The sequence below is a fragment of the Companilactobacillus muriivasis genome, assembly GCF_036246245.1.
GTDB classification, from domain to species: domain Bacteria; phylum Bacillota; class Bacilli; order Lactobacillales; family Lactobacillaceae; genus Companilactobacillus; species Companilactobacillus muriivasis.
In genome coordinates this window covers 315,191-332,876 of sequence record NZ_BTTQ01000003.1, presented here as the reverse complement: position 1 = coordinate 332,876, position 17,686 = coordinate 315,191, and the positions used below count along the sequence as shown (strand labels likewise).

The following is a 17,686-nucleotide window of genomic DNA, read 5'->3' as shown; positions in this document are numbered from 1 at the left end:
GCTATGGGTTCAGAAATCTTGACCACTTGCTTAAAAGAATAAGACTGATTTGTGCATAGAAAAAGCACCTCAATTAAGAGGTGCTTTAGGCTCAAAATCATTCATCAATACGATTTGACAAAGAACCGCAATTACACCACCGGCGTCTTTTGAGACGAGCTTTTCGGCTCAAAAGCGAGGTGTGAGACCTTGGCTCACACCGGTCGGCACAGCAGATAGAATTCTCTCAAACCCGGAGGCGGCAACAAAAAAATCGTTTCTGCCTGACACGCATCCCTTAATTGGGCTACATATCTAAAGTACGCAGAAACGATTAGTTTTTTTCTATTTATTATTATTCATTGTCCGAATTTGAATCTGAATCATCTGAACTATCAGGAGTATCAGAATCGGCAGAATCAGTTGAATTTTCTTCTGATGAATCATTTGTTGAATCATCAGCGTTGTCGCTGCTGTCAGCATCTTCGTCGACTTCTGTTTCGTCCTCAGCAATTTTTGCCATGGTTGAAACGATTGAATCATCATCAACTTTGATCAATCTGACACCAAGTGTTGCACGTCCTGTTTGTGAGACACTTGAAACGCCGAAACGAATCATAACACCTTTATCAGTGATCAACATGATGTCTTCATCACCGTCAACAACTGTCAAACCAGCAATTGGTCCATTTTTCTCAGTTACGTTAGCAGTCTTGATACCTTTACCACCACGACCCTTGATTGGGTATTCAGTTACGGCAGTTCTCTTACCATAACCATTTTCTGAGATGGTCAAGATTTCTTGGCTAGCTTCGGCAATTGATGAGCCAACAACGTAGTCTTCTTCACGCAACTTAATACCACGAACACCGGCAGCTGTTCTTCCCATTGGACGAACATCGCTTTCTTTAAAGGTTACGGCATATCCTTTGTGAGTTCCGATGATAATAACTTTACTGCCATCAGTTAAGAAGGCATTGTTCAATTCATCTTCGTCACGCAAGGTAATAGCACGTAATCCAGAGTGTCTGATATTGGCAAAGTCACTAACTGGAGTCCGTTTAACGGTTCCGTATTTAGTAACGAAGAACAAGAATGAGTTATCTGGATCAACATCTTTATCGACATTGATGACTGTTTCAATCTTTTCGCCCTTCTCGATATTCAAGAGGTTGATAATTGGAATTCCTTTGGCTGTACGGCCATATTCAGGAACTTCATACCCTTTGATTCGATAAACTTTACCAGCGTTTGTAAAGAACAAGAGACGGTCATGTGTTGATGTATAAATCATCTGTTCGATAAAGTCATCGTCATGAATCCCCATTCCTTGAACACCACGGCCACCACGATTCTGAACACGGAATTCATCCGCAGACAAACGTTTGATGTAACCATTATGTGTCAAAACGACTAAGATATTTTCTTCTTCAATCAAATCCTCATCTTCGATGTTAGCAACTTCACTAGCACGAATTTCAGTTCTTCTTGGATCGCCGAATTTTTCTTGAATATCAAGCAATTCGTTATAAATAATCTTGTCAACACGTTCTGGTTTAGCCAAAATATCTTCGAAATCAGCAATCTTAACTAAGAGTTCTTGATACTCAGCTTCAACTTTTTCACGTTCCAAACCAGTCAAACGAACCAAACGCATATCTAGGATAGCTTGTGATTGTTTGTCTGAAAGCTTGAATCTGTCCATCAAAGTTTGCTTAGCAATCGCTGAAGTTTGTGAACCACGGATAACACTGATAATTTCATCAATGTGATCCAAAGCAATTCTCAATCCTTCAAGGATATGTGCTCTAGCTTTGGCACGTTTTAGTTCAAACTCAGTTCTTCTTCTGATAACAACTTCTTGATGCTTCAAGTATTCAACTAAGACACCTTTAAGTGTGAAGACCTTTGGAGTCTTACCTACGATAGCAACCATGTTGATACCATATGAAATTTGTAATTGTGTCAATTTGTAAAGGTTATTCAAAACAACTGAAGCACTAACATCACGACGAATATCGATAACGATACGCATACCTTCACGATCAGATTCATCGTTTAAGTCAGTGATACCTTCAAGTTTTTTCTCACGAGCTAGTTCAGCAATACGTTCAACCAACTTGGCCTTATTAACCATGTAAGGAAGTTCAGTTACGATGATTTGTTCAGCGCCACTCTTCTTCGTTACAACATCAATTTTGGCACGGAGGATGATTGTACCCTTACCAGTTTCGTAAGCTTTTCTGATACCTGAACGGCCCATGATGATACCACCAGTTGGGAAGTCAGGTCCGGGAATAGCTTTCATCAAATCAGCTACGGTTGCATCCTTATTTCTCATCAAAATATGTAATGCATCAATAACTTCTTTCAAGTTATGAGCTGGGATATTAGTTGTCATACCAACAGCGATACCAGTTGCACCATTAACCAATAAGTTAGGGAAACGAGCTGGTAAAACCATTGGTTCTTTTTCTTCACCATCATAGTTAGGAACAAGATCAACGGTATCTTTGTTGATATCACGCAACATTTCAACCGCCATCTTACTCATACGAGCTTCTGTATAACGCATAGCAGCAGGTGGATCACCATCGATTGATCCAAAGTTTCCGTGTCCATCAACTAATGGATAACGGTAACTGAAGTCCTGAGCCATTCTAACCATTGATTCATAAATAGCTGAATCACCATGGGGGTGATACTTACCCATGATATCCCCAACGAAACGGGCACTCTTCTTGTATGGTTTGTCAGGTGTAACACCTAACTCATTCATACCGTAAAGGATACGACGATGAACGGGTTTGAGGCCATCACGAACATCAGGTAACGCACGTGACACGATAACACTAGCAGCGTAGTCAACAAAGGAATTCTTCATGACTTCTGTCAAATTAACATTTTCTATTCTATGCTCTGCCATTAAATTGCCATCCTCCCTAATAATCTACTTCTGCATAACGTGCATTTGCTTCAATGAATTCACGTCTAGGTTCAACTTTATCACCCATCAACATTGAGAAAATTTCATTAGCTTCAATCGCATCATCGAGGTTAACTCGATCCAATCTTCTCTTTTCAGGATCCATAGTTGTTTCCCATAATTGATCAGCATCCATTTCACCAAGACCCTTGTAACGTTGAATCTTTGGTTCTGGCTTTGGTGCTAATTGTTCAACAAATTCATCTTTTTCTTTATCAGTATCAAAGTATTGCATCATCTTACCTTGTCGAACTTGATACAAAGGTGGCTTAGCGATGTAAACATATCCTGCATCAACGATTGGACGCATATATCTGTAAAGTAACGTCAAAAGTAACGTTCTGATATGGGCACCATCGACATCGGCATCGGTCATGATAATAACCTTGTGATATCTAGCCTTAGAAATATCAAAGTCCTCACCAAAACCAGTTCCCATCGCTGTGAACAAAGTTCTGATTTCCTCATTAGCTAAAATCTTGTCCATTGAAGCCTTTTCAACGTTCAAAATCTTACCTCTAATAGGCAAAATAGCTTGTGTCAAACGTGAACGACCAGTCTTAGCAGAACCACCGGCAGAATCACCCTCGACGATAAATAATTCAGAAATTGCAGGGTCTTTACTTGAGTTGTCAGCCAACTTACCAGGTAAATTACTGATTTCCAAACCATTTTGTTTTCTAGTTACTTCACGGGCACGCTTAGCAGCTAGACGAGCTTTGGTAGCCAAAGAACCTTTTTCAATAATCTTCTTAGCAACGTTAGGATTTTCCATCAAGAACTTCATGAAGTGTTCACTGAATAAACGATCAGTGATAGTTCTAGCATCACTATTACCAAGTTTAGTCTTTGTCTGACCTTCAAATTGTGGGTCCGGGTGCTTGATAGAAACGACCGCAGTCATCCCTTCACGAACATCTTCACCAGATAATTTTTCAGTATCTTTTAATAATTTGTTTTTGTGTGCGTAATCGTTAATAACACGTGTCAAAGCAGTCTTGAAACCAACTTCGTGAGTACCACCTTCATAGGTGTGAATGTTATTAGCGAAAGTCATCAAGTTAGTATGATATTCATCAGTATATTGAAGGGCAACTTCAACAGTAATGCCGTCTTGAACACCTTCAAGATAAATAGGATCGTCGAAAAGGACTTCCTTGTCTTTATCCATGAATTCAACGTAACTCTTAATTCCACCTTCATAGTGGAAAACTAATTTTTCAGCTGTGTCAGCTCTCTTATCAGTGAAAGTTAACTTCAAGCCTTTATTTAAGAAAGCCAGTTCACGAATTCTAGTTGTCAAAACTTTGTCATCGTAAACTGTTGTTTCGGTAAAAATATCTGGGTCCGGCACGAAATGGACTTTAGTTCCATGTTTAAATTCACCAGCATCGCCGATGATATGCATTGCATCCTTAACCTTGCCTCGTTCGAAGTCGATGCCATAACGTTTACCAGCACGAACAACTTCAACCTGCAATTGACTACTCAACGCATTAACAACGGAAGCACCAACACCGTGCAAACCACCAGATACTTTATAACCGCCACCGCCGAATTTACCACCGGCATGCAAAATTGTATAAACCGTTTCAAGAGCAGGTTTACCAGTCTTCTTTTGAATATCAACTGGAATACCACGTCCATCATCGGTAACAGTAATGGAGTTATCAGGCTCAACAGTAACTTCGATCTTTGTAGCGAAACCAGCTAAAGCTTCATCAATACCATTATCAATAATTTCCCAAACAAGATGGTGTAAACCTTGTTTACTAGTAGAACCGATATACATACCAGGACGCTTACGAACAGCCTCTAGTCCTTCAAGAACTTGAATTTGACTCGCGTCATATTCTTCGACTTTTTCTTCTTTCTTTTCCAGCTCAGCTTTTCTGTCTTCAGCCATTAAATCTCCTCCTGTTGAACTTTGCCATTTTTAATATTTAAAATATTCGGATTCTTAACCAATTCCGGATCGACGTCATCGATCGAAGTCGTAGTAATAAAAGTTTGGATACCACCTTTAATTGCGGATAGTAAATGGGTTTGTCGTTTGTGATCAAGTTCCGATAAAACATCATCCAATAAAAGAATCGGATAATCCCCCACCTGATCTTTGATCAATTCGACTTCCGCCAGCTTCAAACTCAATGCGACTGACCGCTGTTGACCTTGCGATCCAAAATCTTGAACATTCTTCCCATTGACCATGAATTTAATATCGTCGCGATGTGGACCCGAAAGCGTCACACCACGTTGAATCTCTTTTTGGTAGCTTTTCTTGAAATTATCTTTGAAAACATCATAAATATTTTCAAGGTTTTTTCCATCAGTTTTGAAAAATGTGTTGTAAACAATTTCTAGTTTTTCATTGTCTTCGGTAATATTTGCATGAATCTTTTCAATATGAACCTGCAACTTTTGTAAAAACTGTAAACGTGAAAAAACAACTTCCGCACAATACGCCGCAAACTGATCTGATAAGACATCTAAATAAACCATATCGTTCGCTTGGTGATGCTGAAGTTTTTTTAAATATGCATTGCGCTGTTTTAAAACTGACCGAAATTGACTCATTGTCTTCAAATACTGTGCCGACATTTGGCCAAATTCCATATCAATGAACTTGCGACGAATCCCAGGATTGCCTTTGACAATCGACAAATCCTCTGGAGAAAAAAGAACAACATTCAAATTACCAATGTAACTGGATAATTTACGTTGTTCTAAATTATTCAATTTGGCTTTTTTCCCAGACTTACTAACGACCAAATCCAATTTCAGACGACTGGAATTATCTTTGATCACCGTACCGGAGATTCTTGCAAAATCACTGCCCCACCTAATTAAATCCTTGTCATTTGATGTTCGATGGCTTCTCGTTAAAGCTAAAAAATACATAGCCTCTAATAAATTGGTCTTGCCTTGAGCATTTTCTCCCAAAAATACATTGATAGCGGGTGAAAAATTGACGTTTAAGGATTCGTAGTTACGGTAATTTTGAAGTTTGAGTTCTTTTACAAACATCTACTATTCAATTTCAAAAGTTTGATCACCGACAACTACAACGTCCCCAGAATGTAACTTTTTACCACGACGATCTTCAGGACTGCCGTTAAGAAGGACTGAATTTTCACGTAAGAACCATTTAGCCTTACCACCAGTTTCGATGATTCCAGCTTCTTTTAACATTTGACCTAAGGTTATAAATTCAGTTTCTAACTTAATTTTTTCAGACATTGTTAACACCCTATTTATTAGATTTATCCATTAATGACATACTAATATTATAGTTGTTTTCACAATAAAAAACAACTTAGAACCAAATATCAGGCGATTTGAGCAATTTTTCAAATAATGAGTATCCACCCACTAAAATTGCCTCAAAAAAGTTTCTACGCTAAATTACGGCGTTTTGGCTGATATTGGCAAAAAAAATAGGCTGAACCGAAAGTTCAGTCTATTTTTGCATTTTCACATTAAAATGTTCGTACTGGAGTGATAAGTTGCACGAAATTATCACGATCCTCTACTGGTCTTAAAGTAAATGGATGTAATGGTGATGTGAAACTCATTTCAATTGTTGTGTTACTTCCGAACGATCTCAAAGCATCTTTCAAGTAATCAGGGTTGAAGGAAATTTCTAAGTCGTCTCCTTCAAGATTTTCACAATCAAGAACTTCTTCAACGGTACCAACTTCTGGTGAGTTTCCGTAAAGAGTGGCTTTTTTATCCACAGCTTTGATTTCAAGCTTGATAACATTGTTGCGACTTTCATGAGAAAGCAATGATGCACGTTCAACTGAAGCAAGTAGATTTGATGAGTCGAAAGTCAAACGAGTATTTGATTCATCAGGAATCAAGCGGTCAGTTTCTGGATAACGACCGTCAAGCAATCTTGAGTAGAACATGATGTTGTCAAAACTGAATAATACTTGGTTTTCTGAAATTGACATTGAGATTTCTTTAACTGAGTCGCTGATAGTTCTAACTAATTCAGTCAAACTCTTACCAGGAATGATCAAGTTGTAATCTTCATCACTAGTAATGTTGATACGACGTTGTGAAAGACGATGACTATCAGTTGCAACAGCAGTTAGGCCTTCACTTGTGATCAAGAAGTTGACACCTGTTAGAACGGGACGACTTTCTTGAGTTGAAACAGCGATAACAGTTTGGTTAACAACTTCTTTGAAAACATCGGTTGGAAAGACAAGTTGATTGTCAGCTTCAACATCTGGAAGGTGTGGATAATTTACAGCATCCAAACCGTTGATTGTAAATTCTGAAACACCAGACTTAATTAAAGTTTGGTTATTGCTCAAAACTTCTAATTCAAAATTGTCGCCAGGAAGTTTCTTAATAATTTCGTTAAAGAATCTAGCAGGAAGAACAATTGAACCAGTACTCTCAATTTTCAAATCATTATCAGCATCTTCTTTAGAAATAAATGATGTGATAGAAATGTCTGAATTGCTACCAGTAATTGTTAAACCTGATTCCGAAAGATCTAATTTCATTCCTGTCAAAATAGGAATAGTTGTCTTTGTCGAAATTGCTCTTTGAACGTTACTTGTTTGATTAATGAATTTTGATCTATCGATAGAAAATTTCATAGGTAACTCCCTTTTTTAATTAATTAATATAAAGATAGAAGTAGTAGTAGGGACTGTTAAAACTGTGGAAAACTATTAGAAAGATAAGCGACAGTTGAAATTTTTATGTTATTAACAGCTGTGGATAACTGTGGGAAAAACTAAAAGTTATAAACATGTTAATTTCTAAGGTCATCCTTCAGTTCATTAACGGACCGTTTCAAATCGTCATCTTTAATAAGTAATTCGGATATTTTATCACACGAATGCATGACTGTCGTATGATCTTTTCCGCCGAATTCCATTCCAATTTGTGGAAGTGATCTGTCGGTCAACTCACGAGAGAGATACATGGCGATTTGTCGAGGTACAACAATAGTTTTGACACGTTTCTTCCCTTTTAAGTCTTGGATAGTGACATGATAATATTTAGCAACTTTATTTTGGATTTTCGCGATGGAAATTCCATTTTTGTCGTTAGATAGTTTGTAAATTTTTAGTGCATCAGCGGCGACTGACTTAGTAATATCAGTATTTTTGGTCGTTGAATAAGCTTGAACTCGAATCAAAGCACCCTCAAGTTCACGAACATTGGTATCAATTTGAGCAGCAATATAAGAAAGCGTGTCATCAGGAATTTCAAGGTGTTCTGCTTTAGCTTTATTGCGTAAGATAGCAATTCTAGTTTCGAGATCAGGTGCGGTGATGTCAGCTGACAAACCTTGTGTAAATCTGGAAACTAATCGTTGTTGTAATTTAGGGATTTCGTTAGGTAAACGATCCGATGTCATTACGATCTGCTTACCATTTTCGTAGAGCTCATTAAAGGTATGGAAGAATTCTTCTTGAGTACCCTCTTTTTCAGCGAAGAATTGAATGTCATCTATTAATAGTAGATCGACGTTTCGATACTCTTGTCTGAAATCGTCTTGAGTCCGCATCTGGATTGAGTTGATGAAGTCGTTGGCAAAGGTTTCACTCGTAACATATTTAACTTTAGCTAATGGATCAAGTTTGATCATTTGATGCCCGATTGCTTGCATCAAGTGAGTCTTACCTAAACCAACACCACCATAAATAAAGAGTGGATTGTAGACCCCGCCGGGATCTTCAGCTGCAGCGAGTGCTGCGGCATGTGCCATCTGATTTCCGCTACCAACGATAAATGTAGAAAAAGTATATTTTGGATTCAAATGAGAATTATGGAAAATATGCTTTGGTTGAGCAGTTTCAGTTGTCTGTTCAACTTGAGGAGCGATTGTTTGCTCCTCTTTTTTGTTGTTTTCTTCATCATTTTCGATGATCGGATTCAATTCAGTTCCATTTAGTTCATATGAATAGATAGCAATTTTTTCGGTATAATTTCTTTCCCAATAATCTTTATGTAGTTTTGTTGGGACCGAAATATAAATATTATTGCCGTCGATATATAAAGGATTGGCACTTTCAACCCAAGTTGAATAACTGACAGAAGTTAATTGAGATCTAAGTTTATTTGTAAAATAGTCCCAAAATTCGGTTAGTTTTGGATCAGTTGAGTTATTTATATTTTGCAATTATTTCCCCCCAATCTGTGGTTGTGGATAAATTTTTCCCTAAAATGACAGAGTATAGTTTATCATTCTATCAAAGAGTTTTCCACAGAACACACGTTTAAATTTGGAGTAAATAACAACAGGTATTTTCTAAATACACAGGCTTGTGGAAAAAGGTTGTTGATAAAAACTGTCCACATAGTTATCCACAATTAACACAAGTTAAAAAGCCCTATTATCAGCTGTTACATGCAAAAAACAAGAAATCAACAATACCTGTGGAAAACTAAAACACAGTAAAATAATCCGTTGGAAAAGTTTGTTCATACTCCTGTGGAAAAAAATAGTTGTAAAATCACTCCACAAATTATCCACAATTAAAAATGCGAAAAACTTTCTAGAAAAAACTTGCTTTTATAGGAAATTAGTTATTTAAAAAGTTGGCATAACATGATATTATAGTTAAGCAATTGTCTGAAGAAGTGAATATTTTAAATATAACGAAGAGTCAGGAGGTTTATTGATGACTACAAAGAGAACTTATCAACCAAAGAAGCGTCACCGTGAACGCGTCCATGGTTTCATGAAAAGAATGAGCACAAGTAATGGTCGCAAAGTTTTAGCAAGACGCCGTAAAAAGGGTCGCAAAGTATTATCAGCTTAGTTTTGAAGGATCACTAAACAATTTGGTGGTCTTTTTTTATTACAGAACGAGAGTAGACTGGTGACATATGAGAAAAAGTTATCGAATAAAAAAAGAAAATGAGTTTCAATATGTCTATTCCAAAGGAAAATCCGTAGCAAACCGTAATTTTGTTTTGTACACGATGCCTAAAGAGAAGCAAAAGCATTTTCGTGTCGGAATTTCTGTCGGAAAGAAAGTTTCACATACTGCAGTCGGACGTAATCGTATTAAAAGATACATCCGCCAATCACTTTTGGAATTGAAGCCTGAAATTCCTCAAGAATTGGATTTCTTGATCATTGCAAGAAAACCGGCGGTAGATTTAGATATGTTTGAATCCAAGAAAAATATTGTACATTTATTGAAATTAGGTAAAGTATTAAATTAGGGTACAAAATATTAATTAACTATAGGTGCAAAAGTGAATAAGAAAAGCTTAAAGAAATACATAGGTGTTGCTCTATTACTTAGTGTTGTCTTGGTTTTAGCTGGATGTTCAAACCTAAATGAACCAATTACTAGCCACAGTACAGGATTCTGGGATCACTATATTTTATATAGTTTCTCGCAATTCATCCTTTGGTTAGCTTCATTGGTTCACAATAGTTATGGTTGGGCAATCATTATCTTCACAATCATTATTAGAGTTATTCTGTTGCCACTTAACTGGTTCCAAATCAGAAGTATGAATAAGCAAATGAAGATTCAGCCGCAAATGCAGGCCCTTCAGAAGAAATATTCAGCTAAAGACACGGATACACAACAGAAGCTGCGTGAAGAGACACAGAAGCTATATAGTGAAGCAGGAGTGAACCCGGTAGCAGGATGTTTACCATTGGTTGTTCAGTTGCCAGTTATGTTCGCTCTCTATCAAGCCATTTATAAGACCACACAATTGCGTGATGGTACATTTTTATGGATGCAACTTGGTAAAGCCGATCCATATTACATCATGGCTATCTTGGCAGCTGTATTTACTTTCTTAAGTACATACATTTCAAGCTACTCACAACCAACACAAAATGCGACGACAAAGATCATGACTTGGGTCATGCCAATCTTTATCTTCGTACCAGCATTAACATTCCCATCAGCTATTACAATTTACTGGGTTATCACTAATGCGTTCCAAGTTCTTCAGACATTGGCTTTCCAAAACCCATTCAAGTATCGTCGTGAACAACGCGAGGCTGAAGAGGCTGAGAGAGAAAAAGAACGTCGTCTTAGAAAAGCTAAGAAACGTGTCTATAAAAATCGTAAATAATTGACAATCGCAATAAATGTCGTTAAGATGTTTTAGAAATTGTTCATATATTTTATATATAGAAAAGTAGTCAAGGTGCTTTTCCGTCACTAAGTGGCGGATTATGCACTTTTTTTATGCTCAAAAATCGAGAAAGGGAGCTTATTATGCCTAGTTCAGTAACTGAATATGACACGATAGCAGCTATTTCAACTCCTCCTGGGGAAGGTGCGATTTCCATCGTGCGTCTGTCCGGTGATCAAGCTGTTGAAGTTGCTATGAAAATTTTTAAAGGTCGTGATTTGACCAAAGTTGCCAGTCACACCATAAATTACGGACACATCATTGATCCAGCTGACGGTTCTTTAGTCGATGAGGTCATGGTCTCAGTAATGTTGGCACCAAAGACTTTTACCCGCGAGGACGTTGTTGAAATAAATACCCATGGGGGTATAGTTGCAACGAATAAAGTTCTCCAATTATTGTTGGGTTACGGTGCTCGAATGGCCGAACCGGGTGAGTTTACAAAACGTGCCTTTTTAAATGGTCGAATTGATTTAACACAAGCCGAATCAGTCATGGATTTGATTCGTGCTAAAACTGATAAAGCTATGCAAGTGGCCGTCAATCAATTGGATGGTAATTTGCATCATTTAATCAGCAATTTACGTCAAGAAATCCTCGATTCCTTGGCTCAAGTTGAAGTAAATATCGATTATCCAGAATACGATACTGATCAAATGACAACTAAATTATTACTAGAGAAAGCTCGTCTAGTCAGTGGTAAAATCGACAGTCTATTGAAGACAGCTGACAGTGGGGAAATCCTGCAACATGGTTTAGCTACAGCGATTGTTGGGAAACCTAACGTTGGTAAATCAAGTTTATTGAATCGTCTTTTGGATGAAGAGAAAGCTATCGTAACTGATGTTGCCGGAACGACTCGTGATGTTGTTGAACAGTACATCAATATTGACGGTGTACCTTTGAAATTGATCGATACCGCTGGTATTCGTGATACTGATGATAAAGTCGAGAAAATTGGTGTTGAACGTTCTAAAAAAGCCTTGAACGGTGCTGACTTAGTAATCCTCGTTTTGGATTCAAGTCGTGAACTAGAAGAGGACGATATTGAGTTATTGGATGCAACGGCTGATAAGCGAAGAATCGTTATTTTTAACAAGAATGATTTGATGCCCGTTATAACGCCTAATTCAGTTGTGCAATTAAAGGCCGACGATATTATTTTGCAAACTTCAGCTATCAAGAATGATGGTATTGAAACTATTAAAGATACAATCAGTAAGATTTTTAACTCCGGAATTGAAGATAATAGCAGTAACGTGATTATTACGAGTGCTCGTCAAGCTGGATTGCTCCGTAAGGCTAAAAATAGCCTCAACGACGTTATTTCAGGAATTGAAGCAGGAATGCCTATCGACCTTGTACAAATCGATATGACGGCTTGCTGGGACACTCTCGGTGAAATTACTGGTGAAAGTTATGCGGACGAATTGATTACACAATTGTTCTCGCAATTCTGTTTAGGAAAATAACGTAGTGTACTAGTTAAATATTCCGTCTCCAGAGCTGGGAAATATTCACTAGCTGTGCGGACCGGCCCGAGCCAAAATACGGTCTCGAACCTCGGTTTGAAGCCTTGATACAGTTCATCAAGTCTCCAAACACGCCCGGTAGTAAAAGGACGAGCCGTCCTTTTACTACTTTCACAGCACACAAATATTTCCCATCTCTTCCGACTAATTAATCGTTAATAATTGAATATAAAAGTATTCAAATTATCCGGAATAATGAAATATTTATAATAGATTATCAACTAGTATCATGCATAAAATAGGTAAAGGTGAAGAAATGGAAATTAAGGAATTTGACTCAGAAACTTATGACGTTATTGTCGTAGGTGCTGGCCATGCAGGTTCTGAAGCTGCTTTGGCTGCTGCCCGAATGGGTGAAAAAACATTGCTCGTAACAATCAACTTGGATATGGTAGCTTTCATGCCATGTAATCCTTCTGTTGGTGGACCTGCTAAAGGTATTGTTGTCCGTGAAATCGACGCTTTAGGTGGCGAAATGGGACGCAATATTGATAAGACATATATTCAAATGCGTATGCTCAATACTGGTAAAGGTCCCGCCGTTCGTGCGTTACGTGCCCAAGCTGATAAGAACATGTATCACCGTGTTATGAAAGATGTTTTGGAAAACGAACCTAATTTGACTCTTCGTCAAGGAATGGCTGAAAAGCTTATCGTTGAAGATGGCGTCTGCAAAGGTATCGTTACAGCGACTGGTGCAAGATATCACGCTAAGTCAGTTGTTTTGACTGCTGGTACTTCATCAAGAGGTAAGATCATCATCGGTGAATTGATGTATTCATCTGGTCCAAATAACAGTATTCCTTCAATCAAGCTTTCTGAAAATCTTGAAGAGAATGGTTTCAAGTTGACTCGTTTCAAGACTGGTACACCTCCACGTGTTAACAAGAATACAATCAATTTTGACGAAACAATTGAACAACCTGGCGACAAGGAACCAAATCATTTCTCATTCGAGACACCAGATTCTAGTTATCTTCAAAATCAAATTTCTTGCTGGATGACTTATACAAACGCTGATACGCATAAAATTATTCGTGAAAACCTTAATCGAGCACCAATGTTCTCCGGTGTTATCAAGGGTGTTGGTCCAAGATATTGTCCTTCAATCGAAGATAAAATCGTCCGTTTCGCTGACAAGCCAAGACACCAAATCTTCCTTGAACCAGAAGGTAGAGATACACAAGAGTATTACGTTGGAGACTTCTCAACATCAATGCCAGAAGAGATCCAATTGAAGATGGTTCACTCCGTTGCTGGACTAGAAAATGCTAAGTTGATGCGTCCTGGTTACGCCATTGAATATGACGTTATCGAACCATGGCAATTGAAGTTAAACCTTGAAACTAAGGTCGTTAAGAACCTCTTTACTGCCGGTCAAATGAACGGAACATCAGGATATGAAGAAGCAGCTGGCCAAGGTATTATGGCTGGTATCAATGCAGCGTTACGTGCCCAAGGCAAAGATCCATTTATTTTGCGTCGTGATGAAGCATATATCGGTGTTTTGATCGATGACTTGGTAACAAAGGGAACTAACGAACCATACCGTCTACTAACAAGTCGTGCCGAATATCGTTTGATTTTACGTCACGATAACGCTGACCTTCGTTTAACAGACTATGGTTACAAGTTAGGTTTGATCAATGACAAGCGTTATGACGCCTTCAATATCAAACGTGACACGATTAAGAAAGAACTTGACCGTCTTTCACACAAGATGATTACACCAAAACAAGCACTACCATTCTTGAAGGCACATGATTTGAAGCCATTGAAAGATGGAATTTTGGCTGATCACTTCTTGAGAAGACCAGAAGTACACTATTCAGATATCATTGACATTGTCGGTGAAGCTGATTTTCCAGTTGATAACCGAGTTGCTGAACAAGTTGAAATCGCAACTAAGTACGATGGTTATATCAAGAAGGAACAGATGCGTATCGAACGCTTGAAGAAGATGGAATCAAAGAAGATTCCTGACCGCATCGACTATACTAAAGTTGATAGTTTGGCTACCGAAGCCGTTCAAAAACTCAGCAAGATCAATCCTCAAACAATTGCCCAAGCAAGCCGTATTAGTGGAGTAAACCCAGCTGATATTGGAATTTTGAGCGTTTATATTGAACAAGGAAAGATTGCGAAAAAATAGAGAGTGGAGAAAGGGCAGTCAGCTCCCGAGCATTTGCATGACTTCACGAATTATCCGCGTATTTTGCGGATGATTTGGGAAGTTAGGCAAAGCGGAAGAAATTGGCCTGCAGAACTCGTTTTAGAGCCACTGCATATATAAATTAAAAAAGTCCATAATCCACATCATAAGCGGTTTATGGACTTTCTTTTTATATTTAATATATCAAGCGATAAACAAAACTATAAAAGTTTATTCATCGTTATAACGGTCATCAAAATATACGTATAACGCCGTTACACATTCAAAGTCCTAATCCAAGGCAACACCACCCCACAATGTTATAATCGACACATTGATTGAAGGGGGAAATTATGACGATAAGACATAAGAATTACATTCCGGATAACATTGAGGTTACCGGAGCCAAAGCTAATAATCTCAAGAACATCAATGTCGAAATACCACTTAATTCATTTGTAGCCATTACGGGTGTATCGGGGTCGGGGAAATCTTCTTTGGCAATGGATACGATATACGCTGAAGGGGCCAGAAAGTACCTCAATGCGCTGTCGACTTACACGAGAAGAAGAATCACTCAAGTAGGTCGTTCTGATGTAAAGGATATTAAGAATTTACCTTCAACTATTGCTTTGCGTCAAAGACCAACCGTTCCAAGTGTTCGTTCAACCGTTGGGACGATGACCGAAAGTTTGAATATTTTAAGATTAATGTTTTCACGTTTATCTTCAGTAGTTTGTCCCAATGGACATCGACTAGATCCAACGTTGAAAATTTCTGAAGCGATGGATTTACCGGCATCCGATGAGGCAATGGGGATGATGACTTGTCCAACTTGTGGTGTTAAATTTATGGCTTTTGGAGCCGAAGATTTTGCCTTTAATTCCGATGGAGCTTGCCCAACATGTCAGGGTACTGGATTCCTGAAAGATATCGAATTATCAAAGATTATTCCTGATGAAACGTTGTCGATTGATGATGGAGCAATCAGGTCTTGGAACTTACCTGGCCGTTCGTTACAAAAGGATATCGTCAAAGAACTAGGTATTAGAACTGACGTGCCATTTAAAGACTTAAATGACCATGAAAAGGACATTATCGTCAACGGTAAGGAATTGAAACGAGAAGTTATCGTTCCAACTAAGACTGGTCGGACATTTAAATTAAATGCTTTGTATGAGAACGCCGTTACAGCCGTTAAAAATAGTCTGAAAAATGCTAAAAATGAGAATGCTGTGAAACGTTTGGAGAGATTTTATTCTGTCAAAGTTTGTCCAGACTGTCAGGGCAGTCGTTTTAATCCAAAGTTATTCAGCAACCAATTAGTGGGCAAGAATATCGCCGAAGTTTCCAACTTTACGATTTCCCAGTTACAAGATTTTTGTAAAGATATCATGGCCTGGTTGCCAAAAGATATGCAAGCCTTAGGTAGAAATTTAACCAATGAATTATTGGACTTATTATCACCAATTATTGACCTAGGATTGAATTATTTATCGATTTCACGGGCAGGCAATACGTTGTCGACTGGTGAATTGCAACGAATCCAATTAGCACGAACAATTCGTAACCAAATGACCGGTGTTTTGTACGTTTTGGATGAACCAAGTGTCGGATTACATGCGGCCAATGTTGACGGTTTGATTAAGATTTTGCGTGAATTGGTACGTCTCGGTAATTCATTAGTAGTAGTTGACCATGATACAAGTATCATTGCGGCAGCTGACTATGTGATTGAAATTGGGCCTGATTCTGGTGCCGATGGCGGTCGAATTATCAGTCAGGGAACGGTCGATCAAATTGAAGCCGAAAATGATTCTGTTATTCAACCGTATTTGACTGGTAAAGCCGATATTATCAAGCATAAGCCGGTGAAACCTTTTGAAAAAGGTACTATCAGTATCGATGTTGGTGACCGTTATAATATTCATGATATGACGGCTAAATTCAGTAAAGAATCGTTGAATGTCGTTTCAGGGATGTCCGGATCAGGAAAGACAACCTTGATTTTCGACAGTTTATTGCCAGCGATGGACGATAAAATTGCTGGAGAACCATTGCCTAAATTTGTTAAAGCTGTCGATACGGCTGATATTAAAAATATCGTTAAAGTTGATTCAGTTCCGATAGGTAAGAATGTTCGTTCAACTGTTGGAACGTATACGAAGATTCTCGATCATTTACGGAAACTATTTGCTGATACACCGGATGCTTTGGCTAAGAAATTTACACCAACATATTTCTCATATAATAATAAGCAAGGAGCTTGTCCAAATTGTGGGGGTACAGGCGTGATTACACTGGATATTCAGTATTTACCAGATATGGTTCAAACGTGTCCTGTATGTCACGGTGATCGCTATAAGAAGGATATTTTGGATATTGAGTGGCATGGTAAGAATATTGCTGAAATTTTGAATATGTCTGTTAAAGAAGCCTATGAGTTTTTCAAAGATGTCCCACAAATTGAAAATACACTCGATGTTTTGGTAAATATCGGTTTGAGTTATCTCAAATTGGGTGAGAGTACGCCAACTTTATCCGGTGGTGAGGCTCAAAGAATGAAGTTAGTCACTTACATGAAGCGTAGTCAGAAGAATCAATTATTTATCTTCGATGAACCAAGTGTTGGATTACATCCAAAGGACGTCGGCGTATTGCTGGATGTTTTCAATAAACTACTGAAAAAGCATGCAACAATCATTGTTATCGAACACGACTTGGATATTATAGCCAATGCGGATTATATCAACGATTTAGGTCCTGAAGGTGGTATTAATGGTGGTAAAATAGTTGCAACAGGTACTCCGAAAACGGTTGCAGATAATCCTGCCAGTTTGACCGGTAAGTATCTTAAAGAACATTTACAATTGTTCAACGAATATTAATTTGAGG

General features: G+C 38.1%; 12 protein-coding genes. 6 read left to right on the top strand and 6 right to left on the bottom strand.

Going from position 1 to position 17,686, the window contains the following annotated elements:
• Nucleotides 1-334 precede the first annotated feature (334 nt).
• The 6 genes from gyrA to dnaA form a co-directional block, all read right to left on the bottom strand.
• Nucleotides 335-2,905, bottom strand: a complete 2,571-nt coding sequence (gene gyrA / locus AAA923_RS05810; protein ID WP_338215398.1) for a DNA gyrase subunit A — start codon at nt 2,903-2,905, stop codon at nt 335-337.
• Nucleotides 2,906-2,921: 16 nt separating this feature from the next.
• Nucleotides 2,922-4,871 carry a DNA topoisomerase (ATP-hydrolyzing) subunit B gene (gene gyrB / locus AAA923_RS05805; protein ID WP_338215395.1) on the bottom strand — a complete coding sequence of 650 codons (1,950 nt, stop codon included), beginning with the start codon at nt 4,869-4,871 and terminating at the stop codon, nt 2,922-2,924.
• Nucleotides 4,871-5,992: a DNA replication/repair protein RecF gene (gene recF / locus AAA923_RS05800; protein WP_338215393.1), complete on the bottom strand. Its 1,122-nt coding sequence runs from the start codon at nt 5,990-5,992 to the stop codon at nt 4,871-4,873. Before recF ends, gyrB begins: the two co-directional genes overlap by 1 nt.
• 3 nt (nt 5,993-5,995) lie before the next feature.
• Entirely contained in the window at nt 5,996-6,205 is a 210-nt protein-coding gene (gene yaaA / locus AAA923_RS05795) for a S4 domain-containing protein YaaA (RefSeq protein ID WP_338215391.1), read from the bottom strand.
• 239 nt (nt 6,206-6,444) lie between these two features.
• Nucleotides 6,445-7,581, bottom strand: a complete 1,137-nt coding sequence (gene dnaN / locus AAA923_RS05790) for a DNA polymerase III subunit beta (protein WP_041498941.1) — start codon at nt 7,579-7,581, stop codon at nt 6,445-6,447.
• 158 nt (nt 7,582-7,739) lie between these two features.
• A complete protein-coding gene (dnaA, locus tag AAA923_RS05785) occupies nt 7,740-9,116 on the bottom strand; it encodes a chromosomal replication initiator protein DnaA (protein WP_338215388.1) in 1,377 nt (458 codons plus the stop codon).
• A gap of 502 nt (nt 9,117-9,618) precedes the next feature.
• Here dnaA and rpmH point away from each other — a divergent pair.
• The 6 genes from rpmH (at nt 9,619) to AAA923_RS05755 (ending at nt 17,679) form a co-directional block, all read left to right on the top strand.
• Entirely contained in the window at nt 9,619-9,759 is a 141-nt protein-coding gene (gene rpmH / locus AAA923_RS05780) for a 50S ribosomal protein L34 (protein WP_025085419.1), read from the top strand.
• 67 nt (nt 9,760-9,826) lie between these two features.
• Nucleotides 9,827-10,168: a ribonuclease P protein component gene (gene rnpA / locus AAA923_RS05775; RefSeq protein ID WP_041498945.1), complete on the top strand. Its 342-nt coding sequence runs from the start codon at nt 9,827-9,829 to the stop codon at nt 10,166-10,168.
• Between the two features lie 33 nt (nt 10,169-10,201).
• Entirely contained in the window at nt 10,202-11,044 is an 843-nt protein-coding gene (gene yidC, locus AAA923_RS05770; protein WP_338215380.1) for a membrane protein insertase YidC, read from the top strand.
• Nucleotides 11,045-11,190: 146 nt separating this feature from the next.
• Complete coding sequence (mnmE, locus tag AAA923_RS05765) at nt 11,191-12,579, top strand: tRNA uridine-5-carboxymethylaminomethyl(34) synthesis GTPase MnmE (protein WP_338215378.1); 1,389 nt, start codon at nt 11,191-11,193, stop codon at nt 12,577-12,579.
• Between the two features lie 316 nt (nt 12,580-12,895).
• Nucleotides 12,896-14,791, top strand: a complete 1,896-nt coding sequence (mnmG, locus tag AAA923_RS05760; protein ID WP_338215376.1) for a tRNA uridine-5-carboxymethylaminomethyl(34) synthesis enzyme MnmG — start codon at nt 12,896-12,898, stop codon at nt 14,789-14,791.
• A 353-nt stretch (nt 14,792-15,144) separates the two neighbouring features.
• Nucleotides 15,145-17,679: an excinuclease ABC subunit UvrA gene (locus AAA923_RS05755; protein WP_338215375.1), complete on the top strand. Its 2,535-nt coding sequence runs from the start codon at nt 15,145-15,147 to the stop codon at nt 17,677-17,679.
• The last annotated feature ends 7 nt before the right edge of the window (nt 17,680-17,686 follow it).